Below are 25,683 nucleotides of genomic sequence, written 5' to 3' on the forward strand. Positions count from 1 at the left end.
GACTCTACCAAAAGGCCATCAGTGACCCAAGGGAAAATGCCGGATTGGCACCGAACCTAAGGGTTTCCCCGGTCTACGCCTCACTCCTCCTGCGGATGTGGCGCTGGCCCGGCGTCATGCTCAGATTGCTTGAGGGCTCAGGTGATGGAGATGCTTTTTGATGCGCTGGGCGTGATATTTTTGTGGCTGGCGGCGGGCTGCCCTCACCCTAGCCCTCTCCCAGAGGGAGAGGGGACTGACCGAAGTGTTTGTAGGACTCACGTCGACCTGAAATATCGCGTCGAGCTCAAGTTTTGAACATCACTCGGTCTGCCCCCTTTCCCCCTCGCCCCCTTGGGGGAGAGGGCTGGGGTGAGGGGGTAAGCTTTTGATCTTAACCGCGATCGCGAGGTATCAGGCTCTGCAATTGCTGAGCAAGGAAATCGGCGTCGAAGGCAAACGTATCCGGATCCTTCAAGCCATTGGTCTTACGCCACTGCCATGCGCCATCCGCCAGGCCAACCAGCGAAATACTCCCGTACCGCGCCGCCGTCAGCCCCATCACTGCCAGGGAAATCTGCCCGCCGCTGCCCATCACATCCGGCACAAATTCCACCGGTTTGCCGGCAATCACAATGCTCAATTTTTCCGTCTTGAACGTCGAGGTTTCCACCGGCACGCTCGGCCCGGATGCGACATACGCCTCGCGACTGACCTCCAGCAGATTGGGCGCCTTGACCGGTTCAAGCCATTGTTCGATCTGGTCGAACAGCGCGCCAATCCGAGCCGCCCAAGCGGCCGATTGCGTGGTGAACAGTTGCTTCTTGTGCGCTTCGCTTTCGGCATAGTGGCGCAGCATCTCGCCCAGTTGCTGTACGTCGTTCATTGCGGTGTTCCTCGGAAAGGACCTGCGAAGGGTGATAGTGGCAGATCCCCGGCGCGGCGTACGTTTAGTTCTTGCAGATGCACAGTTGCGGGAAAGATCGGCGGTACAGTCAGTCGGTACTGGCGTCGAGTCTCGAACAGAAGGAAACTTCAGGCAGCCCTGAATGCTCGACACTGACATTTGCTTGAGGAAATCCAATGCGCACCATCGGCCTTATCGGCGGCATGAGCTGGGAGTCCAGCGCCGAATACTATCGCCTGATCAACCAACAGGTTCGCGAGCGCCTCGGCCCGTTGCGCTCGGCGCAGTTGCTGATGTACAGCGTCGATTTCGGTCCGGTCGAACAGGCCCAGCACGCCGGGCGCTGGGACGATGCAGCGGCGATTCTGGTGGATGCCGCGCGCAGGCTTGAAGCCGGTGGCGCAGAATGCGTGGTGCTGTGTACCAACACCATGCACAAGGTCGCCGAGCAGATTCAGGCCGCGATCAGCATTCCGTTTTTGCACATTGCCGAACCCGCCGCGCAGGCTGCACTGGAAATCGACGCGCGCACCGTCGGGTTGCTCGGCACCGCGTTCACCATGGAGCAGGACTTCCTCAAGCAGCGTCTGATCGCCCAAGGCCTGACAGTGCTGGTGCCGGATGATGCCGAGCGCAAAGAGGTGCACCGGATCATCTACGACGAACTCTGCGTGGGTGTGATCAGCGAACAATCGCGAAAAATCTACCAAGGCGTCATCGAATCCCTGACCGCCCGTGGCGCCCAAGCGATCATCCTCGGCTGCACCGAAATCGGTCTGCTGATCAAACCCGAACACAGCGCCCTGCCCCTGCTCGACACTACCGAGCTGCATGCGCAGTCGGCAGTGGCGTTCGCACTGGGCGACTGACTCAGGGTTTCGACGAACCGCGCAGACGGGCCATGCTCAACGTGTCGACCCACTGTCCGTCGCGCACCGCGTAATCACGCAACAGCCCTTCGGCCTCGAAACCGAACTTGCGATAAAGCCCGATCGCCGCCTCGTTATCGGCGTAGACCGTGAGTTCGACGCGGTGCAGATTCATCCAGCTATCGGCGACCTCAAGCGCCGCCGCCAACAACATCGAACCGACGCCCTTGCCCTGCCAAGCCGCCCCGACTGCCATGCCGAAGCTGCCGGCGTGGGCGCGGCGCATGCGGGAATAAGCTTCCAGGCCGAGATTTCCGATCACCACGCCTTGGTCCAGGGCAACCAGTTTCAGCGCACGTTCGTTATCAGCCTGAAGTCGCTGGCGCCAGACCTCGGTGGATTGAAACGGCATTTGCAGCACTTGCCGTGCAATGACGGGGTCGTTGTAAAGCGCGGTGATACCCTCGAGGTGGGATTCGTTGGAGCGTTCGAGATGGATCGTGGAGGTTGGGTCTGACATGGGATCGGTCCTTGATCAGCGTGTGGCTGGTCACTCTAAACCGCTGATCTGGAATCTGGCGAGATGAAATTGTGGGAGCGAGCCTGCTCGCGAAAGCGACCTCATAGCCAACACCTGCTTCCCGGCAAAAACGTCTACCGTGCTGTCGCCAATTTTTTGCTTTTTAAACACCGCTGTTTAAAGGACACCTGCTGACACGCCTTCCAGGCTACAAATCCTTGCGTCGTTGCCTACAGCCAAGCCAGAATCCGCCGGCTTGTGCGCCTTGGGGGCGGGTTCTATTGTGGTGCGGTCGCTGACGAATCAGCGATCGGGTCTCGCAGCCCGTCGATCTCTGGACGCACAACACCCGCTGTTTTTATGGCGGCTGTACGTGGGAGACCTTCGGGTCTGCCGGTTCTAGAGTCCCGGTCTGCGACCCGCGTACAGCTGCCACCAACCATTTCGTATCGCAGCGAAAGGTGGCAGCTCCGTCGACTCTAGGAGCTTTACCATGATCAAACCCACACCCAACCCACCCCAAACCGACCCCACCTCTCCCTACGAATCCCTCGACTCAAAAAAACTTCACCAAGCCGCCGACCGCGCCCTCGACCACTACTTCTGCCCATCCGGCTCCACCCCGCCGCCCTTCAGCCCCCGCGCCATGTACGCCGTCACCGCCGACACCAAAAACGAAGACCTTCTGGCCAACGCCTGCGAAACCCTCGCCTCAGCGAAAACCATCGCCCAGGAATTCGCCGGATTGGTCAAGCCATCCCAGCGCCGAACGCTGATGGGGATTGCGCAGTTGATCATGCTCGGCGAACTGGCGGTGAATCGGGTGCTTGATAATCTGGAGTTGCCGCAGTAGCGGGCCTTTGATGATCGTTTCCACGCTCTGCGTGGGAATGCCTCGAGGGACGCTCCGCGTTCCAGCTCTGGGGGACGCAGAGCGTCCCGGGCTGCATTCCCACGCAGAGCGTGGGAACGATCAACGCGTAAGCAATGAAGATTCCTGTGGGAGCGAGCCTGCTCGCGAAAGCGTCGGAGCAGTCAGCATTGCAACCGAACATTACGACAAATTCGCAGGCTGGCTCGCTCCCACAACAACCGCGCAAACAAGAGCCGGCTCGACCGCTCGTCTGAATACCGCCTGTACCTGTCAGATCTGACAGGTGTGCTTTTTTTCAAACTGGAGTGAGATGGATCCCATTCAATGCACGGCACGGCACGGCACGGCACGGCACGGCAAAATTCTCAGGGAGCGCTTCCATGGATATCCAGTCTTCGATTTTCAACGAATTGTTTGTCTTGTATCCGGTCATCATCAGGGGCTGGGTCACACCGGTGAAGCCGCAGGGCATTGCCCAAGGCGGGATTCCCAAGGTGCTTTACGATGGCGAGACGCAGGGCCTGGAATGTCTGATAGATCCGTGGACGGAAATGCAGCTCGCTTCCTGGACCATGGCCGCTGATGACCGCGTCGATCTGTACGTCAACGACAACCCTACTCCCGTAACGGGCAAGACCGTTGCCCCGGGCGAAGAACAACAGCGGGTGCGCTTGTACTTGCCCCACGGCTGGCTCAATCAGGGCGTCAATCGCCTGTATTACAAGGTCACGCGCGTAGGAGGTAACGATGAATCGTCTCGGGACACGCTAGCCCTCTACCATTTGCGTCTGCCGGAATCTCTGGATCTGATCATTCCGCCGGAAGTAGTACGTGAAGGCGTGGGGCCGGAGCTCGCCGCACGAGGTGTGACATTTGCGTTTACTTACACCAACCGACGCCACTTCGACTCCATCGTTTTTGCGCTCGGCGATACCACCGTGCGCTTCGACGTGCCCGACGCGCCGGCCCCGATCAACCTGACCCTGCTCACCGATACCTTCCAGCGTGCCGGTGACAACCCGAATGCTGTGGCGGAATTCAGAGTATTTGACCAATTGGGCAATGCCGTCATGTCAGGTGAAAAGCGCGTGGACATTCACCTCGGTCGCCTTTCTCTGCTGGCACCCACCGTCCGTGGCATGAACGGCAATCAGTTCAATCCGACCACTCCGGAAATCAGAGTCCTAGTACCGCAGGGTTCGTTACTGCCCACCGACACGTTGTGGGTGAACTGGCAAGGCGCGACGGCTGTCCCTGAAGGCTCCTACCCAAGCCCGCCTCGGCTGGTCAGTGCCGGCCTGGAGATTGCGGTACCGCGCTCGGTGCTCGCCTACAGCCTGGGCCAACGGGTTGCGGTCAGTTATTTTATCGACCGCGACGACAAACCCGTGGAGTCGGCTGTGTTGCTGCTGGACATTCTGCCGCTGCCGGCAACCGCTTTGAACTCCCCGAAAATTGTCGAGGCCGATGCCAACAATTTTCTCGACATAACGGCGCTTGGCACCAAAAACGCAACCATTCATGCGCTGCTGCATACCTTGATTGAAGCCGAACAGCCCTGCTGGCTGCGGCTAGAGGGCAAGAAGGCTGATGGCACTGCACATGACTTGACTCTCTGGGCTGGGTTGCCAGCTAGAGTCAACAGCACTTGGATCAACCAGGGATTCTGGCCACAGACACTGGCAAACAGTTATCTCGTTCAATTGGGGCATGGCACGACACTGACGCTTAAATACCTGGTGGCGCTGGACAAGAGCAATATCGAAACGAACGCAGTGAAATTTCCGGATCGGGTTTACACGATCAAGTCTGTAGAACTGGTTGTGCCGACACTGGACAGGGTATTGGACTCGAACGGTGAGGAAGTGCTGGAAGGGGGATGGACGGTCAGCACTAGCTTAACGTTGTCGGGAACTGCCAGTAAGGGACTGGATATCGAGGTGTTCGATGATGATGGGTCGAGCACGGTTGCCAAAGGCCGAGCGACGGCCGACCCGCTGACGGGAATCTGGACACGGGAAGTAACTGTTGCCGAAGGGAAGCACCGGTTATTTGCGAGATCGTTGTATCACAGTGGTGAGGTGGATTCTGGCGCGCGGAGTTTTACGGTGACAGCGGATGTTGCGCCGACGATTGATTCGGTTAAAGGCTCGCCCAGCAACGTCGAAATACCTGAAGGAGGTTCAACGTCGGATACAAGTGTGACGCTGACAGGGAAAGCAGCCAACGGATTGAAAGTGAATATTCTGGACGGATTGACCTCCATTGGCGGCCCCACAGCCGATCCTGCCGATGGTGTTTGGACGATGACAGCCACTTTCAGCGTAGGCCTCCATGAAATCACCGCTGAGGCAGCGTATGGCTCAGGCAATAAGTCCGCAGTCAGAAAATTCAATGTTGTGGCTGCGCTGACCATCGACGAAAGTGTTATGAATCTAGACGCAGTGAAATTCGTACAAAGCTACGGCTGGGGCACTAAAGAAGTTCCCGGAAACGTTCTGACTCGTCAGGCACAAGGTGGCACTCCACCCTACACCTATCAATCAGATAATCCGGCCGTGGTTTCAGTGACATCTACAGGAAAGGTTACCGGATTAAAAAATGGCACAACAACGATTCGAGTGCGCGATGTCTCAGGCGCCGCCGTTTCGTTTAGTGTGAATGTTAAAAACGTTTATCGAATCACCAAGGGAAGTACGACGTATATCGGCGATCCTGGAGGCATTGCCGCGCAGCAATGGATCGGAAGCCAAGGTGGCCTCCATCTCGGCCAAATCCACAACGTTTGGCACGCCGCAACCCTTAACGCTAACTTCACAAACGTTTTCGGCGATTTGTTCGAGAGCATTCAATGGGGAAGCCCATTGTCATCGTGGGTGTACACTCACGGTCTCCCCAATGGGACTAGGTATATGTCCTGGTCAAATGGCATATCCTTTCACACCGGGACCTTTGCCCCCCCATTTCGGGCACTGTTCGTTGTCCCGACATGATGGTTGAAACTGTCCAATCGGCTTATTGATTTAAAGCCACCTGTCGCCTAAACCACACTCCGAAAAAGTGCCTAAATTACTGATGGAGGCCATACTCGCGCACCGGCAATCACCAAGTCTTACGGATGATGATCGTCCCCACGCTCTGCGTGGGAATGCCTCAAGGGACGCTCCGCGTTCCAGCTCTGGTGGGGACGCAGAGCGTCCCGGGCTGCGTTCCCACGCGGAGCGTGGGAACGATCAACGCGTAAGCAATGAAGATTCCTGTGGGAGCGAGCCTGCTCGCGAAGGCGGTGGGTCAGTCACTGAGGCTTCGACTGGCGGATTGCTTTCGCGAGCAGGCTCACTCCTACAGGGGGTCGGGTTAAGGCTGGAACCATTCGTGGCGTTCGTTGAAGGTTTGCTGGATGAGGTCGGTGAGGGCTTTGATTTCGGGGGAGTTTTGCGAGTCGGTGTTGACGGCGAGCCACGCGTGTAGCTGCATCGGTTCGGCGAATAATCCGGGCAGTGCGATGAGGCCACGGTCGAAGCGGCTCATGTATGCCGGCAGCAACCCGATGCACGCGCTGCAGCGAATCATCTCCAGCATCAATTCATAGGACTGCATCTGCACCACTCCAGCCAACCTCTCCTCCACCAATTCATTCCACGGCCGAAAGCTCTCAACCTGTCGGTCATGCTGCCATTGCACCAACATGAAATCAGCCAGATCTTCCGGCGTTTCCGGTCTAGCTGTCACCCGCGAATAGCGCTTGGCAATGTGCGGCAGATACTCGATCCGCGCGAGGTGTTGCGGTTCGCTGGTGGAAAAGGTCGGGCCGGGATTTGGGCATTCGCCTGGAGCAAGCCACAGGACAATGTCGGCGCTGACCGCACGCAATGCCAGTTCGCTATCCAGCGCGATAATTTCCAGACGCAGACTGGCATTGCGCCGCAGCAGTGCGATGAGGTCGCGGCCAAGGATGTCGTGGAGGATGGATGCGGCGACGGCGAGGCGGATCAGTGGCTGTTCGATGACCGGGAGTTTGCGTTCGTGGGCCAGGGTGATGAGTCGGGCCTGCAACTGTTGGCCTTCGCGGGTCAGGCTGAGGGCGCTGCCCTGGAAGCTGAACAGGCTGCGTTGCAGTTGCTGTTCGAGTTGCGCGAGTTGTTTGCGCAATACAGTTGAGCGCACGTTGAGGCTGCGCGCGGCTTGCATGAAGCAGCCGCAGCGAGCACTGACCAGGAAGTATTGGGCGACTTCGCTGTCGATGGTCGCGGCCTGGTTTAGCCAGGGCTCGGAGCGGGATTGCGGCGATTGATAATCAACGGTGCCCGGGCGTCCTGCGGGTTCGGTGAATGACATTGATGACTCCCTGTCGATCTAATGTGGTGTCGTTACGCAAATCTTTGTAGGAGCTGCGGCACGCTGCGATCTTTTGATCTTTAAAAGCAAAATCAACAGATCGCAGCCTCGTTTCACTCGACAGCTCCTACAGAAACACCGTGTGTCAGTTACCTATCACTTTGTTCAGTTCGGCACCGTCAATGCTCAGCGTCGCGGTGTTGAGCATGCCGTCCAGGTAAGCCTGGGCGATCTGTTCCTGGCGTTGTGCGCGCAGGGCCTGGGTCAGTTGGTCGCGCAGTTCCTCCAGCGTCGCGGTGCGGGCCGGTTGTTGTTCGGTGAGCTTGATCACGTGGAAACCGGCGGCGCTTTGCACCGGATCAGACACGGCGCCCACCTTGAGCCGCGCCACGGCGCCACGCACTTCCGGCACCAGCTGTTGCAACGGTTGCAGGCCGGTATCACCGCCCCGCTCTGCCGTGACGCGATCCTGCGAATGTTGCGTAGCGAGCGCCGCAAAATCGCCCGGTGCTGTCTGCGCCTTCTTGCTCAATTCAGCGGCTTGTTTGCGCACGGTTTCCAACGAAGCGGAATCGCTGACAGCAAGGAAAATCTGACTGACCCGATACAGCGCCGGCGTCTGCCAATTGGTCTTCCCCGCGTCATACGCCTGCTGCAACTCAGCCGCGCTCGGATACTCCGCCGGCACCTGACTCACCGAGCGCAAATAATCACGAAACACGATTTGCTCAGTCGCTGCGCGAGTCTGCCGGGCAACGTCCGGCCGCTGCGCCCAACCCTGCGCATCGGCCTGTTCAAGCACGGCTTTTTCCGCCAGCCGCGCACGAATCCAGCGCTCCAGCGCCTCACGGTTACCGCGCAATTGCTCGCGGGTTTGCGCCGGGACAGTGGCCAGCAGCGCCTGCAATTCCTCTGGCGAAACCTGCTGATTGCCCAACCGCGCCACCGCTGGCCCGGCTGCAACCGCCATTACCGGCGAGGGCTGCTGAGCGGCGACCGGATCACTGCCCGGTCGCAGCACCAGCGCCACGGCCACCACCAACAACGCCAGCGCTCCGGCGCCGATCACCATGGCAGGCTTTTTCACAGCGCGACTTCCTGTTGTTCGGCGACAGCGGGTTTGGCGGTTTGCACACCAGTGGCCTGACTGAAGTCGCGCAGGTAAACGATGAATTCCTGCAACAGGCGATCCCACAACTCCAGGTTGCCGCGCAGGTGCTCGTTGCTCACGCCTGCAGCTACGACCACGTCCATCTCCATGACCAGAAACTCACCCTGCAACGACAACCGTGCAAAACGTCGAGTAGCATTCCACTGCTCTGCAACTCCCTCAGGCAACTCACCCTGCACGCGCAGCGCACAGCTGAAGGTGAAATCAACAAAGCTGCCCTGCTCCACCGCAGGGTTGCCGAAACGCACGGCGTAGCCGATACCCTGACTGGCGCTGAGCAACTGGACGATGCCGTTCTGTTCACTCTGGTTGACGCGGTAACCGGCGGCCTGGAGGACGTCGGTCAGCGATTGCGGAGAAACGTGGGTGATCAATTGAGTCATGGCTTTCTTCCTTGCTATCAGTGAGCGATCGCCGCTTGCGGCGCGTCGAATTGGGTTTTGTACAGCTCGTCGCCGAAGCCCTGGGCCAGTTCATCGAACTTGACCCGGGCGCTGCCGGCGAAGGGCTGGCGGATCTTCATCACTTCGGCGACGTCGATGTTTTCGTAGGCCGTGAGGATCTGTTTGGCGACGCCGTACATTTGCTGATTCTTGGCTGAACATTGCTGCACTTGTGTGTCACGTTCCGCCAGTTGCGCTTGCAGCTTCGAGCGTTCGGCTTCCTTGCCGCGAGCGAGGACCAGCAACTCGTCGTAGGCTTTCTTGAACTTGCCGGTCTGCTCGGCACTGGCCGCGACTTGCGCCTGCGCCTGGCTGTGCAGGCTCTGTTGCTGCCCGGCGAGTTGCTCGGCGAGGCCTTTGGCCTTGGCCAGTTCGGCGGTCAATTGCTTGATTTGCGCTTGCGCTGCCTTGGCTTCGTTCTGCGCCGCCAGTTGCGCGGCGCTGGCCTGGGCCTGTTGGCTTTGCAGGGCCTGCAATTGCTGGGTGGTGCTGCGCAATTGCGTGCGCAAGCGTTCTTCCATGCCTTCGGCGCTCGCCCCGGTGGCAATCAACAAACCCAGGCCCAGCGCGAGAAAACGCGTGTTCATAAAGCTCTCCCGGCGCCTTAGAAGCGCGTGTTGATCTCAAGCTGCAAGACGTCGATGTCGAACGGCGCGCCGTACACCGCTTCGGTGCTCATCCAGCGACCCGTGGCGGAAACGTTCTTCGCCAGGCCGTAGTTGCCGCCCATGAAATAGCCCTTGGCGTTGGTGCCGCCGAGGTGGAACGACGAGTCGTTGAAGCCGTCGGGCAAGGCGTCCGGCTGGATGTACTTGTAGCCGGCGAACAGGTTCCAGTCGCCCTTGCGTTTGAGGTCCAGTGCGTTGCCGAGGGTGAACTGCACCATCCATGCATTGGCGCCGCTTTCGATCTCGCCGTTGCTGTCGAGGTTGTTGACGATCTGCCCGGCGGAGCGCTTGCGCATGTCGCCTTCGTCGTAGCTGAGGTTGTGGATGTAGTTGCCCTGGCTACGCAGTTTGAAGTCCTGCGGCAGGTCGGCGTCCCACACGACGTTGAGATCGAGCAGGTTGAACTCGGACGCAAGCCCGACGAATTGCGGCTGCGGTGTAGCGCTCGGGTTGAGCGGGTTCGGCGTGATGTCACGCAGCAGGAACACGCTGTTGCCCTTCTGCATGAACGCCGCGCGGGTGCCGTCGCTGTCGCAACCCGGCGCGCCGGCCCACGGTTCGCAGGGGCTGGAGCGCTGGCCCTGTATGTCATCGAAGCGGTAATAGGCCAGCGCGCCTTTGAGGCGGTTGTTGCTATTGATCGCCCATTTCGCGCCGAGCTGCGCGCCGTACAGCCACTTGTTGTCGCTCTCTTCCTTGTCGAAACCGTTGCTGCTGGAGGTGTCGTTGGTGTAGTCCACCGGGAATGCGCCGACGGTGCCGAACACCCCCCAATCGCGGTTGAGCTTGTGGTCGAAGATCGCTGCCACACCGTCGAAATTCAGGTCGTTGGAATAGAGCATGTCGGTGGACATGAACGGGTTGGCGAAGCGCCCGCCGGTCAGGGTCAGTTCGTCCGTTGGCTTCCAGCTCAGGTAACCCTGATCGAGCCAGATGTCCTTCTTGGCGAAGCCGCCACCGAGGTTCTGCGTGGTCGATACCGGGTTGTTGTCCGAACCGGTGCCGATGCGAATGCCGGCGGTCCACTCTTCCGAGATCAGCGCTTTCATGCCCAGGCGTGCGCGCAGGCGAAAGAGATTTTCGCGGTCTTCGCGGGTGTTGAGCAACGGCGGCAGGCTGGTGCTGCTGTTGGGATTCACGTCGTACGGGCCATTGTTGTTGAGCTTGGCGAAGTCGACGATTTCGTTGCTGTTGTTGCCCGAGTAGTAACGCGATTCGTCACGCAGACGAATGTCACCATCGAAACTGATGCGCGAGGCCCAGTCCGGAAAGGTATTCGGCGCTGCCCAGTTTTCCTGTTTGGCGGTGGCCATGACCTCGGCTTTGACCTGATCACGGATCTGGTCGCGCACCGCTGCCGGCACGTACTGCACGCGCACATCCCCCGGCGCGGCGACCGGTCCAGCCGCTACGGCAGTGGACGCGGCAGCCTGTTTGGCCTGCGCCGCTTCGTTCTGGGCCTGGGCGATCAGCGCGTCGGCCTTGTCCTGTTTGAGAATGCCCTGCTCGACCAGCAAGCGGATCAGATTGATCGTGGCGTTCTCCGAAGGCGCAGGCGCTGCCACGGCCTGACCGACCAGGGTCGCAATGACCATGCCGACCGCCAGGGACAATCGATTCACGTTGGAAATCATCTGCACACAACTCCTTTTGCCAAAGCTTGAATAAGTGAATTAACCCGGACGCCGCCCTTGCAGGGACAGGCGCACGGGCAAAGTAATGGAGGCCGGAGGCCGTTCGCTGAGGGCTGGCGCACCGCGTAAAGCGGCCAGCACCTGGGTATCGATTTGCGGGTTGCCACTGGACTTGATCAGCTCGACACGGGTGATCTCGCCGACGCTGCTCAGCCATACATCGGCCTGTAGCGAGAACGCGAGGTTGCGCAGCTCGGGGTTCTCGCGCAGCAAACGCTGGAAGGTGAACGCGAGAAACTGGCTGTACGTGCCCGTACCCAAACGCCCGCCGCCGGCACCGGCCATGCCGCCGCCCTTGCCCGCGCCGATGTTGAAAGCGTCGCTGCCGGCCTGCGCGTCGCCGTCCATTTGCATCGGGTTGGCCAGGTCGTCCGCCGGCGATGGCGGTGCTTCTTCTTCAGGCTTGACCTCCTCCGGCTCCGGCGTTGGCTCGGGCTCGACGACTTTTTCTTCCACCGGCGTTTCCGGCTCTGGCGGTTTCTCCGGCGGCGGTGGTGGCGGTGGCGGCAACGGAATGATCGTCGGCACCTTCGGCGCTTCGCGACGCACGCCGGCCATGTCGTTGGCCCACTGCCAGAGGAACCACGCGGCGAGTGCGCCGACCAGCAATCCGGCGCCCCACTTCACATAACGCAACGGCGACTTTTTCACGGGCGGCGGTTCGATCGGGAGTTGTGCGGTCATGACTCAGCCCTGACTCGGTTTGCCGGTGACGAGACCGACCTGGGACAGTTCGAGCCGGCGCAGCAGGTCCAGCACTTCGATGACTTTCTGGTACTGCACCGTCGCATCGCCACGCACGATCACCGGAAAATCCGGGCTCTGCGCTTTCTCGATGCGCAGGCGTTCTTCCAGCTCCGCCAACGTCACGGGATAGGCATCGAGAAACACCTGGCCGCCGTCGTTGACCGAGATCGCCTTGGTCTTGGCCTCCGACAGCGACACCGAAGCGCTGGCCTTGGGCAGGTTGATCTGGATCCCGGAAACCTGCGCGGTGGCAGTGAGGATGAACATCACCAGCACCACCATCAGCACATCGACCAGTGGGGTGATGTTGATGCTGTCGACTGCGGCATCGTCATCATCGTCGTGGGAGGCATTTACGGACGCCATGGCAGTACTCCTCAGGCCGGTACGGAGTGGTTGGCGTGATGGCCGCGCTGGTGCGACGCCTCACTGAACTGGCTCTCGCCATGCATCTCCGCCAGACGAGTGATGAACTCGTCGACGAACACGCGCATGTCGGCGCTGACTTCCTTGTTGCGGGTGATCAGGCGGTTGTAGCCAAACAGCGCCGGGATCGCGACGAACAGGCCCATCGCTGTGGCGAGCAGTGCTGCGGCCATGCCCGGCGCGATGGCATTAATATTCACGTCGCCGGCCATTGCCGTGCCGAGGAACACCACCATGATCCCCAGCACCGTGCCTAGCAGGCCGATATACGGACCGCCGGCGATGGCGTTGGACAGGGTCGAGAGTTTCGAACTCAGTTGCTGGTTCTCGCGGGTGCGCACACCGTCCATCGAGCAGCGAATGGCTTCGATGGTCGCGGCGGAAACCGACGAGGTATCGGCGCCCTGCTCGCGGCGGGTGCGGATCTCTTTGACCGCCACCAGATAGAGGCGCCACAGCGACGAATGCTGCAGACGCTGAGCCAGTTGCGCGTCGTCGGCGAACATTTCCAGACGCGTGCCGACCTTGGCGAATTGCACGCGAAAGTCTTCGTTCGCCGCAGTCACGCGGCTGAGGCTGCGGTTCTTGCGCAGCATGATGATCCACGACTGGAACATCATCAGCACCAGCACGGCGATGATCACCCAAGCGTCGATCGGCACCGCGTTGAGGAGGAAGCCGAGGCTGCCGAAACCGAAGCCGGATTGTTCTTCATCGACGCCGTAAGCGACCAGTTTCGACTCGGCGCCTTGCGAGGTGGCATCGGCCAGCAACAGCGCAGCAGGACGGGCGACCTTCGACAGGCGCAGCTCATCAATAGCGCCAGTGAATGGCTGGAACGCGCCTTCCTGCGGGTCAGCGCCAATGGCCATGACCGAGTTGAATGCCGGCATCGCCTGGGCCAACGCAGCACTTTCGCGACCGTTGATGTACAGGGTGACTTTCGAGCCCTCGGCGGTTAGTGCGAGGTGTTGCCATTGCGCCGGCGCCAGCGCTTGGGTGGCAGCGGCGCGCTGGCCGTCGATTTCCACGAACGGCAGGCCTTGGCTAACGCCGATCAGCAGGCTCTGCGAGCCTTCGCGTCGAGCGAGAATCAGTTGCTCGCCACTCGCCTGATCCAGACGCAGCCAGGCGCTGAAAGTGAACGCGCTGCCGGCGTTGTGTTGCAGTGAAGGACTGGCCGGCAGCAGCAACGGTTGACCGCTGAACTGCAACGCACGGCCGACGACGCCATTGATCGCTGTGCCGGTCGCGCTTTGCGCGGTGTTGCCGTACGCCGTGGTGTCTTTCGCCGGGGTGCCGGTGGCGCCGTCGAAGTGATACAGCGCGGTGTAATTCGGATCGAAAGTCAGTTGGCCGTTGCCGGTAGCCGGGGCTTTCTGGTTGCCGTAATACATCCAGATGTCCTGACGCTGGCCACCCTCGACATTCGGCACATCGACCCAGATCAGCGCCATGCCCATCAGCGCGTCGAAACTTTCGATCTGGTGGTTGAGCACGGTCTTGTCGTCGGCAGCGACGAAGCGCAGATCGGAGCCGTCCTCTTTCACGCCGTCGAAGGTGAAGTTGCCGGTGTGCAGGCGCACCAGCAGCGCGGTGCGGCCAAGGGCCTGATTGATCGCCGCGCCCTGCGGTGTGGTGTCGACGGCGATCTGTTTGCGGTAATGCCAGTCGTCCTGCCACCAGGCCTGAGCCGTGGCCGGGAGCACGAAGCCCAGGCAGATCAACAACGAAAGGAAGAGGCGTTGCATGGACGTGCTCCGTTAGAAAGTGGCTTGAAGGTTGAAGTGCAGGCGCGATTCCTGCTTTGAGGTGTTCGGCCCTTCGAGTAGCGGGTAGCCCCAGTCGAGGCTGCCGGACAGCCATTTACTGAGGCTGGCGCGGGTGCCGAGGCCGACGCTGGCCAGGGCGTAATTGGCATCCTGATCCGGCAGTTCGTCGCGCAGGTACAGTTGCGCACCCTCGGCGAAGGCATAGAAGCGCCAGTCCTGCATCCACGTGCCAGCGAATTTCGCCAGCGACGGTGTGCGCAATTCCTGGCTGAGCAAGTAGCCGTCATCGGCGGTACGTTCAGCCGCGAGATAGCCGCGCACCGAAGTGGCACCGCCGGCGGAGAATTGTTCGTTGGAAACCAGCGGCCCCGAGGCGAGTTGGAATGCGGCTTTGCTTGCGCTCTGCCAGTCGCTGTCGAAGGTCAAGGTGTAGTTGGTGTCGCCCTTGAGCACGGCGAAACCCGGTTTGGCGCGATAGCGTTTGTAGTCGAAGTCTTCGTCGTCGCTGCCGTAGCCGAACACGCTGCGGGTGGCGGCAACCAGGCTCAGACCGAGACCGAGCTGGCTCTTTTCGCTGTAGCGATAGCCGTTGTAGGCGAAGGTGAACGGCGCATATTTGAGCGGTACCTTGTCGCTTTCGCCGGACAGGCTCAGGCGCTCGTCGAAGTCCTTGAAGTCGATGCCGGCCGACAGTGAGTTCGACCAGTTGCCGCTCGAGGGCAGCGTATAGATCGCCGCGACGCCGTAGCTGTGACCCTTGCCGAGCACGTTGCTGCCGCCGATGGTGGCGACGTTGCTGTCGGACTGGTAACCGGAGAATTGCACGCTCCAGCGCTCGCTCAGCGGCGCGGTGTAGGACCCGGACCAGACCTTGGCGTTGTCGGTTTCCTGCGGCGCGGTGAAGAACGTCAGGTTGACGCTGTGACCGAGCTGCCAAAGGTTGTTGTAACCGAGACTGGCGACGCTGCGCAGCTTTTCGGTGTCGGCGCTGTAGTCGTTATTGAGGCCGACGCTGGCCGTCCACGGGTTCTGGTCTTCGACCTGCAAATCGACATCCATGGTGCCGGGGCGCTGCCCTTCGCGCACCAGCGGCATGACCTGGCGACCGGGAGTCTTGTTAAGTTGCGCGAGTTCGCCCTGGACTTTGGCGAAGTCCGGCACCTCGCCTTCTTTCAGCGCCGGGACGTTGTCGCGAATGTCCAGCGGCGAATAGTGTTTGGCGCCGACCACGCGCACCCGGCCGACCTTGGTTTCGCTGACTTGCAGATAGACGATGCCATCGGCCACGGCCTGCTCTGGCAGCTCGACAAACACCGATTGATAGCCGCGTTCCTGGTAGGCCTTCTGCAACGCATCGCGGGCGCCTTCGATGTCGCTCAAGGCTTTCTGCGGGCCGAGAAACGGGTACACCGCTTCTTCGATCGCCCGCGCATCAAGCACGGTGTTGCCGCGCACGAAGTATTCGTTGACGTCGACCAGTCGCTGCGCGGCGGGCGCTTCTGTGCCCTCCTCGGCCAGCGCTGGCTGCGCGCCCGCCGTCAGCAGCAGCCAGCCCCACAGCGCCAGCCGTGACGTGAAAATCCGTTCCACATTACCCCCTGAAATTCGCGATGACCTGTGGGCGTTAGCGCCCGGTGTGCTGCGTCAATTGCTGATCGTTGTGGCGCAGGCGTGCTTGCCCAGCCAGGTGTGCAACAGCGCAAAGTTCAGCGAGAACTCGGGCATTTGCAGCAAGGCACCGCAGAACACTTCGCCGATGATTTTCTGAATCAGCAGCACCGCGCGCGGCTCGTTGAGCAGCGTGGCGATGTCACGGCTGAGGGCGGTGAAACTCCAGACCTTCTGGTTCAGGCCAAGACCGACGAACCAGCGGAACAGCAGGTTGTAATTGAGCTGTTCATAGAGCTGCTGTTCGCTGGGCACCGAATACAGCAATTGCAGGAGCAGGATGTGCATCACCGTCTGCGCGGGAATGAGCATGCCGGGCGCGGCGTTGAGGTCGCGCAGCAGGTCCTGGTGGGCGTCGAGCAGATCGTCGATCTGCGGGCGCAGCAACACCAGCGAATGGCCCGGCGGAATGTAGCTGGACACTTCTTTCAAAGCGCCCTGCCAGTCATCCTGCGAGACGATCCAGACCCACGGCGCGCCGTAGCGATACACCGAAACCGGCTTCTTGCGCGCGGCTTCGACGATCTTCGACAGGCGTTGATCGAGCTCCTGCATGCCCACTTTCGAATAGCGTTCCATAGTCCCCATTGCCTCACTCCCGGCGTCCCGCCCCGGCTTGCAAAGTGCGCCCCGAAAGGCCCCTCAAGCGCGTTACACAGGCATGACCGGAATGGCTATGTGCTACCGAACTTTTGTCATAAAAGCTTCATTACCGAAGATGGCATCGGTGGTGCCGATGCCCTGTAGGAGTGAGCCTGCTCGCGATGGCGTCAGGTCAGCCAACTTCTCTGTGACTGATACACAGCGATCGCGAGCAGGCTCACTCCTACACGGGAATTGTGTGTGGCAGGCCCTCCTGGTTGTGCACATGAACCTGTGGGAGCGAGCCTGCTCGCGAAAGCGCTGTGTCAGGCAATGAGGATGTTGGATGTGCCGCCGCCTTCGCGAGCAGGCTCGCTCCCACAGGGTGGACTGTGGTTGCACCGTTGCGTGACATTCGCGTGACATTCACGGGGTTAAATCCCGGCCCGTTCAGGCGTATAACCTTCACAAGACTTTCAATCGGCACGCCGACTTCAACACAGGGTAGTGACATGACAGCAAACATCCTTGGCAACCTGTTCCCTTCGGTCAGCGACATCCCGGAAAAATATCGCCTCGACGCTCAGGTCGAGCAGCGTGAATATCTGGTCGATGGTCAATTGCGCCTCTGGGACGGCCCACTCGCGCAGGTGCGCAGCCCGGTTTATCTGAAAAGCGCAAACGGTGAAGAACAGGTGATCCTCGGCAGCACGCCGCTGCTGGATGCCGACACCGCGCTCACCGCTCTCGACGCTGCCGTTCGCGCTTACGATCGCGGCCAAGGCCTGTGGCCAACCATGCGCGTGGCCGAACGCATCCAGCACGTCGAAGCATTCCTCGGCCGCATGCGCGAGCAGCGCGAGGCGGTGGTCAAGCTGCTGATGTGGGAGATCGGCAAGAACCTCAAGGACTCGGAAAAAGAGTTCGATCGCACCTGCGATTACATCGTCGACACCATCAATGCCCTGAAAGAACTCGACCGCCGTTCCAGCCGCTTTGAGCTGGAGCAGGACACCCTCGGCCAGATTCGCCGCGTGCCGCTCGGCGTCGCCTTGTGCATGGGGCCTTACAACTACCCGCTGAACGAAACCTTCACCACGCTGATTCCGGCGCTGATCATGGGTAACACCGTGGTGTTCAAACCGGCCAAGCTCGGCGTGCTGCTGATTCGGCCGTTGCTCGAAGCCTTCCGCGACAGCTTCCCGAGCGGCGTGATCAACGTCATCTACGGCAGCGGCCGCGAGACCGTCAGCGCTCTGATGGCCAGCGGCAAGATCGACATCTTCGCCTTCATCGGCACCAACAAGGCTGCCAGCGACCTGAAGAAGCTGCACCCGAAACCACACCGCTTGCGCGCCGCTCTCGGTCTGGATGCAAAGAACCCGGGAATCGTTTTGCCCGAAGTCGATCTCGACAACGCCGTCAGCGAAGCGGTCACCGGCTCGCTGTCGTTCAATGGTCAGCGCTGCACCGCACTGAAAATCCTCTTCGTACATGAAGACGTGGTCGACAGCTTCATCGAGAAATTCAACGCCAGACTGGCCACGCTCAAACCGGGTATGCCGTGGGACAGCGGCGTGGCGCTGACGCCGCTGCCGGAGTCGGGCAAAGTCGACTATCTGCACGGTCTGGTCGCGGATGCGCAAAGCAAAGGCGCCCAGGTGGTCAACCCGAATGGTGGCGAGTCCCACGCCTCGTTCTTCTACCCGGCAGTGCTGTATCCGGTGAATCCGCAGATGCGCGTTTATCAGGAAGAACAGTTCGGCCCGGTCGTGCCCATCGTGCCGTACCGCCACCTCGATACCGTGATCGACTACGTACTGGAATCGGATTTCGGCCAGCAGTTGAGCATCTTCGGCACCAACCCGGTGGCGGTTGGGCGGCTGGTCGACACTTTCGCCAACCAGGTCGGGCGGATCAACCTCAACGCCCAGTGCCAGCGCGGCCCGGACACTTACCCGTTCAATGGCCGCAAAAACTCTGCCGAAGGCACGCTGTCGGTTCACGATGCATTGCGAGTGTTTTCAATCCGCACCCTGGTGGCGACCAAATTCCAGGAGAGCAATAAGGACCTGATCAGCGAGATCATTCGCGGGCGTGATTCGAGCTTCCTGACCACCGATTACATCTTTTGACGGGGGATCGGCAGGATTGAATGATCCTGCCGATCCGTCAGCTACCCGGCAATTCAGTGACTACACTGAGCCCAGCATTGCTGGATGCCCGGGAGGCTGACCATGCTCGATTACTTCGCATTGGGTCTGTTGGTTTTTGTCGGTCTCGTGCTGTTTTACGGGATCATCGTGCTGCATGACATTCCGTACGAGATCGCCGTCCACCGCAACCACCCGCATCAGGACGCGATCCATGCCACGGGCTGGGTCAGCCTGTTTACCCTGCATGCGCTGTGGCCGTTTCTGTGGATCTGGGCGATGGCCTATCGCGAGGATCGTGGTTGGGGGTTCGGCGATGGCAAACCCATTCAGAATCACGTCAATCAACTGGAGCAGCAGGTCGTCGAGCTGCAAGCCAGAATCGAGCGGCTCGAAGCGCAGTCGCCGGTTGCGCCTCAATCTGACAGCCGGGGGATCTGAGCATGGATCTGTTGCTCATCCTCACGTATGCCGCGCTCTGCGTCGCGATTTTCAAGATCTTCCGCATTCCGCTGAACAAATGGACGGTGCCCACCGCTGTCCTGGGTGGCGTGCTGATCATCGGCGCGCTGATTTTCACCATGAACTACAACCATCCCTATTCTGAGGTGGCGCGCTCCTACTTCGTCTCGGTGCCGGTTATTCCGATCATCAGTGGCCAGGTGATCGACGTACCGGTAAAGGGCAACGAACCCCTGGAAAAAGGCGACGTGCTGTTTCGCATCGATCCCACCCCTTTCCAGAACCGCCTGAAATCGCTCAAGGCGCAACTGGTTGCAGCCAAAGGCGACCGCTACCGCATCACCGAACTGATCCGCCGCAACTTCGGCACCCAGCGTGAACTGGACGCGGCCATCGCCCGCACCGACGATCTGCAGGCGCAACTGGACAATGCGCAGTTCGAGCTGGACAACACCGTGGTTCGAGCACCGAGCAAAGGCTTCGTCACCCACGTTTCGCTGCGACCGGGGATGATGGCGAGCAAGCTGCCGCTGCGCCCGTCAATGGTGTTTATTCCGCAGGAAGGTCAGTACTTCGCCGCCTGGATGCGCCAGAACAGCCTATTGCGTCTGACCGTGGGCGACGAGGCCGAAGTCGCCTTCGATGGCATTCCCGGCAAGGTCTTCGCCGGTCGGGTGAAAAGTGTGATCGGGGTGATCGCCGAGGGCCAGGTGCAACCTTCCGGTACCCTGATCAGCTACACCGGCTCGCCACCGGCCGGACGGGTGCCGGTGATCATTGAAATCACTGACCCAGCGTTTGCCGAATACAGCGCGCTCATGCCGGGCGGCGCCTACGGGCAAGCGGCGCTTTACAGTCAGCACTTTCACCACATCGGCGCGATGCGCAAAATCCTGCTGCGCATGTCCGCCTGGATGAATTACATTTTCCCCTTCCATTGATTTGACTGACTCACGAGGTTCGCACTGACTACTTACAGCACCCACCGCCTGCCACCGCTGTTGCGCCGTATCCTGCGTCCGTTACTGGACCCGTATCGGCGCTACCGTCACGCCCGACTGATCCATTCCGTGCGGGTGGCCTTGGGATTGTTGGCGACGATTCTGCTGACCACTGGCATCAATCTGCCCCACGGCGAATGGGCATCGGTGACCATGCTGGTGGTGATCGGCGGTTTGCAGCACCACGGCAACATCGGCAAAAAAGCCGCCGAGCGCGCCATCGGTACCTTGATCGGTGCAGGAGTCGGGTTGGCACTGGTGGCGCAACATGCGTGGCTGGGCATGCCGTGGCTGACCTACTTTTCCATGGCCGTGGTCTGTGGTTTTTTCTCCTATCACGCGATTGGCAAGGGCGGCTACACCGCCCTGCTCTCGGCCATCACCGTGTTCATCGTCGCCGGGCATGGCGACAACCCGATCACCGATGGACTGTGGCGCGGCGTCGACATCCTGATCGGCATCGCCCTCGCCCTGGCGTTTTCCTTCGCCCTGCCGCTGTACGCGGTCTACTCGTGGCGTTACAACCTCGCCGATGCCTTGCGCGATTGCGCTACGGTGTACGGACGCATCATCAACGGTGAAGCGGTCAGCGCCGACGAACACGTGCGGCTGATGAGCAAGCTCGGCGCGGTGATGGTGCAATTACGTTCGCTGATGCCGTCGGTGTCCAAGGAAGTGAAAATCTCCATGACCGAGCTCGACGCGATTCAGCGCAACCTGCGCATGTGCATCAGCACGCTGGAGATCCTCGGTAATATCCGTCCCAGTGCCAGCGACCCGCAGGCCACGGCACATCTGCAAACGGCACTGAAGGCCGAACACCGGCAGATTCGCGTGCAACTGATCGGGATGGCTCGCGCCTTGAAGACCGGTGCCTCGCAACGGCTGGAGCGGCCGATGGAGCTGCCAGCAGCGGACCTTGATGCGCCAGTCGCCAATACGCTCGACGGCTACCGTATGCTGACCCGACAACTCGCTGCCAATATCAGCGAGATGCGCCAACGCTTGGCAGCCACCGCACCGCGCTGGAACATCTGATTCTTATTGCGCCGCCAGCCGCCGGGCTTTCCAGCCCCAACCTTGTTGCATGCCGGCGGCGGCGAGCAGGATCGCTGCGACGCCTATCCATTGCAGCAATTCGAGGCGATGGCCGAAGGCGAACCAGTCAACGAAAATCGCCGCGATCGGATATATAAAGGACAGCGCGCCGGTCAATGCCGTCGGCAATTTTTGAATCGCGCCGTACAGCAAAACGTACATCAGACCGGTGTGCACGATCCCGAGAGTCAGCAGACTGGCCCAGGCATCGACGCCTTGCGGCAACGCATCGAAATGCGCAAAAGGCGCGAGCAACAACACCCCGGTGCAGACTTGAATCAGCGCGATCAGATGTGGCGGCGTGCCGGTCAGGCGCTTGATGATCAGGGCGGCAATCGCGTAGAGAAACGCCGCGCCCAACGCCAGGGCAATTCCCATCAAGTAATCGTTACCCTCCTCGCCTTGCGTGCCATGGGCGCTGACGATCGCCAGCATGCCCATGAACGAAATCGCCAGCCAGAACAGCTTCTGCAGGGTAATTTTCTCGCCGAGGAACAACGCCGCCAGGCCGACCAGCATGAACGGCTGCACGTTATAGACCGCCGTACCAATGGCAATCGAGGCGCGGGAATAGGATGCGAACAGCAGCACCCAATTGCCGACAATCGCCATTCCACTGAGCACCGCCAGCAGAAACGTTGTGCGGGTCAGCATCCCCGGACGCAGGAAGCCGAACGCGGCGCAGACCAACAGCAAGGTGCCGGCGCCGAACACGCAGCGCCAGAACACCACGTCGAGCACCGGTTGCCCGGACACCAGCACAAACCAGCCGATCGTTCCGGATATGAGCATGGCGGCGGTCATTTCCAGCGAACCGCGGCGAATTGCGTTGTCCATCATCTTCTCCTGAGGCTGTGAGCGAAGCGTGGCAAAAGTATGCCAAGCGCACCTCGGGCTGCTCCAGCGCATAAAGCAGGCTAAACTTGGTTTTCGCCTTTTTTATCGAGGGTGATTTGCGCCCTTCGCCTAATCCGGAGTTTGAATGTGACTGACGATATCGATCAGATCCTTATCAGCGCGCTGATGGAAGACTCGCGTCGCTCGCTCAAAGCGCTGGCGCAGATCAGCGGCCTGTCATCGCCCAGCGTAGCCGAGCGGTTGCGGCGGCTGGAAGAACGTGGCGTGCTCAAGGGCTACACGGTAGAGATCGATCCGAGATGCTTCGGCTATCAGTTGCAGGCGATCGTCCGTGTGCGGCCGCTGCCAGGGCAACTGCAGGAGGTTGAGCGGCAGATCATGTCGATCCCGGAGTTCACCGAGTGCGACAAGGTCACCGGCGACGACTGCTTTATTGCCCGCCTGCACGTGCGCTCGATGGAGCAGCTCGATACCCTGCTCGACCGACTGAATACGTTGGCCGAAACCAACACCGCGATCGTCAAGAAGACCCCGGTCAAGCGGCGACTGCCACCGATGGCGTAGGTGTCTTTTACCAATGATCAGGGTAGATTGGGGTTTTTTGCGGCTAAGGAATGGCGCTATGAAAATTCAGGCAATACTGCTGGCCGGCATGCTGCTCGGCGGTTGTGGCACGATTCAAACGGTGGCGCGCAACGATCAGGCTGCTGTTGACGGACTCAAGCAGCAGAAAAGTTATTGCGGCGCGGTACCGAGAATCTACAGCGGCCTCGCTTATGACTTCTGCACGCTGAACGCTCCGCTGGCCTCAGGCATCGATCCCGATGATCACCGCAACGCGGCGATTCCGGTGGTGCTGGTAGACGCCGTGGTCTCCGGCGCGCTCGACACCTTGCTGCTGCCCTACACGATCTACCGTCAGCAAGTGGACGGCAGCATCGTCATCAACTGAGCAGACACCTTTGTCCAGACGATAAAAAACCCGCCGAAGCGGGTTTTTTATTGCAGCCATTACGATCAGTCGTCGCGGCTCATGATGCCGAACAGTTGCAGCAGGCTGACGAACAGGTTGTAGATCGATACATACAGGCTGATGGTCGCCATGATGTAGTTGCGCTCGCCGCCGTGGATGATCGCGCTGGTCTGGAACAGAATGCAGACCGACGAGAACAGCACGAAGCCGGCGCTGATCGCCAGTTGCAGGCCGCTGATCTGGAAGAAGAAGCTCGCCAGCGTAGCGCCCAGCAGGACAAAGAAACCGGCGGTGATGAAGCCACCGAGGAAGCTCATGTCCTTGCGGGTGATCAGCACGTAGGCCGACAGACCACCGAACACCAGTGCGGTCATGGCGAAAGCCGAGCTGACCACTTCAGCGCCGCCCTGCATGCCCAGGTAACGGTTGAGGATCGGGCCGAGCAGGAAACCCATGAAACCGGTCAACGCGAAGGCGGATACCAGGCCCCACGCGGAATCACGGAGTTTGTTGGTGAGGAAGAACAGCCCGTAGAAGCCGATCAGCACCACGAAAATGTTCGGGTAGCCGACACGCATCTGCTGGGCTACGAAGGCCATCACGCCGCTGAATGCGAGAGTCAGAGCCAAGAGACCATAAGTGTTGCGCAGGACGCGGCTAACCTCTAGCTGCTCAGCCTGCACGCTGTTATTAACTGCGTAATCCTGTTCGCGCATGGCGACACTCCTGTTGGTTTGAAACGTTCAGTCGCAAAGATCATAACAGACGCTCTGTAACAAGCCATGCAGAGAGTTTGACAGTGTGTTTCATTCAGGTATTATGGCGCCCGCAACGCAACCGGAGGTGTGGCCGAGTGGTTTAAGGCAACGGTCTTGAAAACCGTCGACTGTAACAGGTCCATGAGTTCGAATCCCATCGCCTCCGCCATATTTGATACGACAAAGCCCTGATTATTCAGGGCTTTGTCGTTTCTGCGAGATATGTTTGCGCAGCATCGTTTGCGCATCTGTTGAGTCATTTCACAGCAGTGCCTCGTACACCTGAGGCGCTGCTGCCCGAATAGCCAATGCGTACCCGCTCAGCCAAGCGACTCAAAGACAGCCTCCGCACGCTGTTGCACCGGCGCCTGAGGTCTGAACATTTGCTGCCAGGCGAGCTGCGCCTGGACCTTGGCCACCGAATCCAGCACTTTCTGCGCCCAGCGATCATCCTCGGGATGCACCACGACCACCCGGAAGCCATGATCCTTGCCTTCAATCTGCACGCCCTCCGAATCATCGACATGCAAGTCGATATCGAACGCTGGCGGATACTTGGAAGGCGCATTCGACATCCCGTGCGCCGTCAGCGCACGGTTGTGCAGCACGCTGTTGACCACGCCATCGACGCGGATACCGTACAGCGCCAACCAGCGCCTGATATAGGACGGCGTGCGCCCGGATGAGGTGTAGACCCAGACACTGCAATCCTGGCGACGCAGCTCTCGGATCAGCGATCGTGTGCCCATCCGCAACGGTTCACCCAGCCAGCGATGAATACAGGCCGGTAGTCGACTCTTCTCCACTGCGCAGTGGTGGAGCTGGCAAGCGAGCGTGTCATCGATATCGAACGAAATTCGTATGCGCTGACGTTCGAACAACTGCGGCAAAGCGCAGCGGATAGCCTGCCCTGCCCGGCTGCCGAAGGTTCTCAATCTGGCAAATGCTGGTGCCCAGTTCATCAATGGCCACCTTGAGAGAGAGGCAAAGGCTTGCCTTTGAGAAAGAACTTCATTGGATCGGGCGCCTGTTCTTCTAAGAATGCTGCATATTTTTTCTTGATCTTGGGCAATTCGTACAACGCTTTGACGCCATGCTTGGCGGAGTTGCGGATGACCGAGGACGGGTTGAAGTAGCCCTCGGCGTTTTCCAGCGTCAACACGAATGGAGGCAGCCCCGCCCGCATGAGCAGGTAGCTGACAATGAGCGAGCCACTACGGTTATTGCCTTCGATAAACAGCTGCGGCTTGCTCAGAATGCGCACATAGACACCCGCTGCACGCTTCCAGACCGATTCACTGCGATAAGCGCAATACCAGTTGTACAAGTCCTTGATGCCTCCCTCAACATTGTTGAAGAAGTGCGCCTCAGTGGCTGCCAGATGCTGGGCGTATTCCAGCCGGCGCGCCGGATCCCGGCCACAAAGCACTGTGGCATTGATCTCCAGCATCAGGTTCAGTTGCTGCAGATCGAACAGGTCGACGCCGCGGGCAACATATTCGTCAACCAACGCATAACCTTCAAGCACATTGTTCAGGACTTCGTCAGTGAACGGGTCTCGGGGCTCGGTGAAGTGCCGGCTGAGCTCGGCGAAACGGCTCTGCACGTTACGCAGTGCGCGTTCAATCGCAGGCAAATCAAGGCGATGCGTGGCAGGCATTGGAGCTCCTTGGAAACGCTTGGTAAATGTCCGCCGGTGCCCGCCAAATCCATTTGGCTTGT

General features: G+C 60.1%; 25 protein-coding genes and 1 tRNA gene. 10 read left to right on the forward strand and 16 right to left on the reverse strand.

Annotated elements, in window-relative coordinates:
- Positions 1-373: 373 nt before the first annotated feature.
- Positions 374-865 carry a hypothetical protein gene (locus AB4N48_RS11330; RefSeq protein ID WP_252878121.1) on the reverse strand — a complete coding sequence of 164 codons (492 nt, stop codon included), beginning with the start codon at positions 863-865 and terminating at the stop codon, positions 374-376.
- Between the two features lie 197 nt (positions 866-1,062).
- Between AB4N48_RS11330 and AB4N48_RS11335 the strand changes: the two genes are divergently transcribed.
- Positions 1,063-1,755 (forward strand): aspartate/glutamate racemase family protein, encoded by a 693-nt coding sequence (locus tag AB4N48_RS11335; RefSeq protein WP_236168885.1) that lies wholly within the window; start codon positions 1,063-1,065, stop codon positions 1,753-1,755.
- A 1-nt stretch (position 1,756) separates the two neighbouring features.
- Here the strand turns inward: AB4N48_RS11335 and AB4N48_RS11340 are convergent, their stop codons facing one another.
- Positions 1,757-2,275, reverse strand: coding sequence for a GNAT family N-acetyltransferase (locus tag AB4N48_RS11340; RefSeq protein ID WP_460095450.1), 519 nt, complete (start codon positions 2,273-2,275; stop codon positions 1,757-1,759).
- 493 nt (positions 2,276-2,768) lie between these two features.
- Between AB4N48_RS11340 and AB4N48_RS11345 the strand changes: the two genes are divergently transcribed.
- Together AB4N48_RS11345 and AB4N48_RS11350 are read left to right on the forward strand one after the other, a co-directional pair.
- Positions 2,769-3,128 carry a DUF6124 family protein gene (locus AB4N48_RS11345; RefSeq protein WP_252887895.1) on the forward strand — a complete coding sequence of 120 codons (360 nt, stop codon included), beginning with the start codon at positions 2,769-2,771 and terminating at the stop codon, positions 3,126-3,128.
- A 401-nt stretch (positions 3,129-3,529) separates the two neighbouring features.
- Positions 3,530-6,142: an Ig-like domain-containing protein gene (locus AB4N48_RS11350; protein ID WP_460095451.1), complete on the forward strand. Its 2,613-nt coding sequence runs from the start codon at positions 3,530-3,532 to the stop codon at positions 6,140-6,142.
- A gap of 364 nt (positions 6,143-6,506) precedes the next feature.
- Here the strand turns inward: AB4N48_RS11350 and AB4N48_RS11355 are convergent, their stop codons facing one another.
- From AB4N48_RS11355 to AB4N48_RS11400, 10 genes are all read right to left on the reverse strand, one after another.
- Complete coding sequence (locus AB4N48_RS11355; RefSeq protein ID WP_056785761.1) at positions 6,507-7,487, reverse strand: LysR family transcriptional regulator; 981 nt, start codon at positions 7,485-7,487, stop codon at positions 6,507-6,509.
- 145 nt (positions 7,488-7,632) lie between these two features.
- Positions 7,633-8,574, reverse strand: coding sequence for a peptidylprolyl isomerase (locus AB4N48_RS11360; RefSeq protein WP_305383043.1), 942 nt, complete (start codon positions 8,572-8,574; stop codon positions 7,633-7,635).
- A complete protein-coding gene (locus tag AB4N48_RS11365; RefSeq protein WP_305383042.1) occupies positions 8,571-9,041 on the reverse strand; it encodes a YbjN domain-containing protein in 471 nt (156 codons plus the stop codon). Before AB4N48_RS11365 ends, AB4N48_RS11360 begins: the two co-directional genes overlap by 4 nt.
- A gap of 17 nt (positions 9,042-9,058) precedes the next feature.
- The gene (locus tag AB4N48_RS11370; RefSeq protein ID WP_056785753.1) at positions 9,059-9,688 is read right to left on the reverse strand and encodes a hypothetical protein; all 630 of its coding nucleotides are present in this window, start codon (positions 9,686-9,688) and stop codon (positions 9,059-9,061) included.
- A 17-nt stretch (positions 9,689-9,705) separates the two neighbouring features.
- Positions 9,706-11,403 (reverse strand): putative porin, encoded by a 1,698-nt coding sequence (locus AB4N48_RS11375; protein WP_310219922.1) that lies wholly within the window; start codon positions 11,401-11,403, stop codon positions 9,706-9,708.
- Between the two features lie 39 nt (positions 11,404-11,442).
- Positions 11,443-12,147: an energy transducer TonB family protein gene (locus AB4N48_RS11380; RefSeq protein WP_122692655.1), complete on the reverse strand. Its 705-nt coding sequence runs from the start codon at positions 12,145-12,147 to the stop codon at positions 11,443-11,445.
- A 3-nt stretch (positions 12,148-12,150) separates the two neighbouring features.
- Complete coding sequence (locus AB4N48_RS11385; protein WP_003201710.1) at positions 12,151-12,576, reverse strand: ExbD/TolR family protein; 426 nt, start codon at positions 12,574-12,576, stop codon at positions 12,151-12,153.
- Positions 12,577-12,587: 11 nt separating this feature from the next.
- Positions 12,588-14,387, reverse strand: coding sequence for a DUF2341 domain-containing protein (locus tag AB4N48_RS11390; protein WP_460095452.1), 1,800 nt, complete (start codon positions 14,385-14,387; stop codon positions 12,588-12,590).
- Between the two features lie 12 nt (positions 14,388-14,399).
- A complete protein-coding gene (locus AB4N48_RS11395; protein WP_460095559.1) occupies positions 14,400-15,956 on the reverse strand; it encodes a ShlB/FhaC/HecB family hemolysin secretion/activation protein in 1,557 nt (518 codons plus the stop codon).
- A 96-nt stretch (positions 15,957-16,052) separates the two neighbouring features.
- Positions 16,053-16,664, reverse strand: a complete 612-nt coding sequence (locus AB4N48_RS11400) for a transposase (protein WP_095179898.1) — start codon at positions 16,662-16,664, stop codon at positions 16,053-16,055.
- 506 nt (positions 16,665-17,170) lie between these two features.
- Here AB4N48_RS11400 and AB4N48_RS11405 point away from each other — a divergent pair.
- From AB4N48_RS11405 to AB4N48_RS11420, 4 genes are all read left to right on the forward strand, one after another.
- Entirely contained in the window at positions 17,171-18,793 is a 1,623-nt protein-coding gene (locus AB4N48_RS11405) for an NADP-dependent glyceraldehyde-3-phosphate dehydrogenase (RefSeq protein WP_460095453.1), read from the forward strand.
- 102 nt (positions 18,794-18,895) lie between these two features.
- Complete coding sequence (locus AB4N48_RS11410; RefSeq protein WP_016774599.1) at positions 18,896-19,252, forward strand: DUF3302 domain-containing protein; 357 nt, start codon at positions 18,896-18,898, stop codon at positions 19,250-19,252.
- Between the two features lie 2 nt (positions 19,253-19,254).
- On the forward strand, positions 19,255-20,214 hold the full coding sequence (locus AB4N48_RS11415; protein WP_016774598.1) for an HlyD family secretion protein: 960 nt from the start codon (positions 19,255-19,257) through the stop codon (positions 20,212-20,214).
- A 57-nt stretch (positions 20,215-20,271) separates the two neighbouring features.
- Complete coding sequence (locus AB4N48_RS11420) at positions 20,272-21,312, forward strand: FUSC family protein (protein ID WP_056785732.1); 1,041 nt, start codon at positions 20,272-20,274, stop codon at positions 21,310-21,312.
- Positions 21,313-21,315: 3 nt separating this feature from the next.
- On the opposite strand, the gene AB4N48_RS11425 is transcribed toward AB4N48_RS11420, so the two are convergent.
- A complete protein-coding gene (locus tag AB4N48_RS11425; protein ID WP_056785729.1) occupies positions 21,316-22,209 on the reverse strand; it encodes a DMT family transporter in 894 nt (297 codons plus the stop codon).
- A gap of 147 nt (positions 22,210-22,356) precedes the next feature.
- Here AB4N48_RS11425 and AB4N48_RS11430 point away from each other — a divergent pair, with 147 nt between their 5' ends.
- Positions 22,357-22,794, forward strand: coding sequence for an Lrp/AsnC family transcriptional regulator (locus AB4N48_RS11430; RefSeq protein ID WP_095179888.1), 438 nt, complete (start codon positions 22,357-22,359; stop codon positions 22,792-22,794).
- A gap of 58 nt (positions 22,795-22,852) precedes the next feature.
- On the forward strand, positions 22,853-23,182 hold the full coding sequence (locus AB4N48_RS11435) for a YceK/YidQ family lipoprotein (RefSeq protein ID WP_130910296.1): 330 nt from the start codon (positions 22,853-22,855) through the stop codon (positions 23,180-23,182).
- A gap of 65 nt (positions 23,183-23,247) precedes the next feature.
- Here AB4N48_RS11435 and AB4N48_RS11440 read toward each other — a convergent pair whose 3' ends face one another.
- On the reverse strand, positions 23,248-23,919 hold the full coding sequence (locus tag AB4N48_RS11440) for a Bax inhibitor-1/YccA family protein (protein WP_008006561.1): 672 nt from the start codon (positions 23,917-23,919) through the stop codon (positions 23,248-23,250).
- Between the two features lie 123 nt (positions 23,920-24,042).
- Between AB4N48_RS11440 and AB4N48_RS11445 the strand changes: the two genes are divergently transcribed.
- A tRNA-Ser gene (locus AB4N48_RS11445) sits at positions 24,043-24,130 on the forward strand.
- Between the two features lie 151 nt (positions 24,131-24,281).
- Here the strand turns inward: AB4N48_RS11445 and AB4N48_RS11450 are convergent.
- Both AB4N48_RS11450 and AB4N48_RS11455 read right to left on the reverse strand, forming a co-directional pair.
- Positions 24,282-24,923, reverse strand: coding sequence for a hypothetical protein (locus AB4N48_RS11450; protein WP_315435017.1), 642 nt, complete (start codon positions 24,921-24,923; stop codon positions 24,282-24,284).
- Positions 24,923-25,621, reverse strand: coding sequence for a hypothetical protein (locus AB4N48_RS11455; protein WP_071172327.1), 699 nt, complete (start codon positions 25,619-25,621; stop codon positions 24,923-24,925). The genes AB4N48_RS11450 and AB4N48_RS11455 overlap by 1 nt, the downstream gene beginning before the upstream one ends.
- Between the last annotated feature and the right edge of the window lie 62 nt (positions 25,622-25,683).

Source organism: Pseudomonas sp. S2_C11 (genome assembly GCF_054668395.1).

What these genes read in the sequence shown, in the direction of transcription:
- AB4N48_RS11330 (WP_252878121.1), bottom strand. Translation starts at nt 865, where the DNA reads ATGAACGACGTACAGCAACTGGGCGAGATGCTGCGCCACTATGCCGAA.
- AB4N48_RS11335 (WP_236168885.1), top strand. Translation starts at nt 1,063, where the DNA reads ATGCGCACCATCGGCCTTATCGGCGGCATGAGCTGGGAGTCCAGCGCC.
- AB4N48_RS11340 (WP_460095450.1), bottom strand. Translation starts at nt 2,275, where the DNA reads ATGTCAGACCCAACCTCCACGATCCATCTCGAACGCTCCAACGAATCC.
- AB4N48_RS11345 (WP_252887895.1), top strand. Translation starts at nt 2,769, where the DNA reads ATGATCAAACCCACACCCAACCCACCCCAAACCGACCCCACCTCTCCC.
- AB4N48_RS11350 (WP_460095451.1), top strand. Translation starts at nt 3,530, where the DNA reads ATGGATATCCAGTCTTCGATTTTCAACGAATTGTTTGTCTTGTATCCG.
- AB4N48_RS11355 (WP_056785761.1), bottom strand. Translation starts at nt 7,487, where the DNA reads ATGTCATTCACCGAACCCGCAGGACGCCCGGGCACCGTTGATTATCAA.
- AB4N48_RS11365 (WP_305383042.1), bottom strand. Translation starts at nt 9,041, where the DNA reads ATGACTCAATTGATCACCCACGTTTCTCCGCAATCGCTGACCGACGTC.
- AB4N48_RS11370 (WP_056785753.1), bottom strand. Translation starts at nt 9,688, where the DNA reads ATGAACACGCGTTTTCTCGCGCTGGGCCTGGGTTTGTTGATTGCCACC.
- AB4N48_RS11375 (WP_310219922.1), bottom strand. Translation starts at nt 11,403, where the DNA reads ATGATTTCCAACGTGAATCGATTGTCCCTGGCGGTCGGCATGGTCATT.
- AB4N48_RS11380 (WP_122692655.1), bottom strand. Translation starts at nt 12,147, where the DNA reads ATGACCGCACAACTCCCGATCGAACCGCCGCCCGTGAAAAAGTCGCCG.
- AB4N48_RS11385 (WP_003201710.1), bottom strand. Translation starts at nt 12,576, where the DNA reads ATGGCGTCCGTAAATGCCTCCCACGACGATGATGACGATGCCGCAGTC.
- AB4N48_RS11390 (WP_460095452.1), bottom strand. Translation starts at nt 14,387, where the DNA reads ATGCAACGCCTCTTCCTTTCGTTGTTGATCTGCCTGGGCTTCGTGCTC.
- AB4N48_RS11400 (WP_095179898.1), bottom strand. Translation starts at nt 16,664, where the DNA reads ATGGGGACTATGGAACGCTATTCGAAAGTGGGCATGCAGGAGCTCGAT.
- AB4N48_RS11405 (WP_460095453.1), top strand. Translation starts at nt 17,171, where the DNA reads ATGACAGCAAACATCCTTGGCAACCTGTTCCCTTCGGTCAGCGACATC.
- AB4N48_RS11410 (WP_016774599.1), top strand. Translation starts at nt 18,896, where the DNA reads ATGCTCGATTACTTCGCATTGGGTCTGTTGGTTTTTGTCGGTCTCGTG.
- AB4N48_RS11415 (WP_016774598.1), top strand. Translation starts at nt 19,255, where the DNA reads ATGGATCTGTTGCTCATCCTCACGTATGCCGCGCTCTGCGTCGCGATT.
- AB4N48_RS11425 (WP_056785729.1), bottom strand. Translation starts at nt 22,209, where the DNA reads ATGGACAACGCAATTCGCCGCGGTTCGCTGGAAATGACCGCCGCCATG.
- AB4N48_RS11435 (WP_130910296.1), top strand. Translation starts at nt 22,853, where the DNA reads ATGAAAATTCAGGCAATACTGCTGGCCGGCATGCTGCTCGGCGGTTGT.
- AB4N48_RS11440 (WP_008006561.1), bottom strand. Translation starts at nt 23,919, where the DNA reads ATGCGCGAACAGGATTACGCAGTTAATAACAGCGTGCAGGCTGAGCAG.
- AB4N48_RS11450 (WP_315435017.1), bottom strand. Translation starts at nt 24,923, where the DNA reads ATGAACTGGGCACCAGCATTTGCCAGATTGAGAACCTTCGGCAGCCGG.
- AB4N48_RS11455 (WP_071172327.1), bottom strand. Translation starts at nt 25,621, where the DNA reads ATGCCTGCCACGCATCGCCTTGATTTGCCTGCGATTGAACGCGCACTG.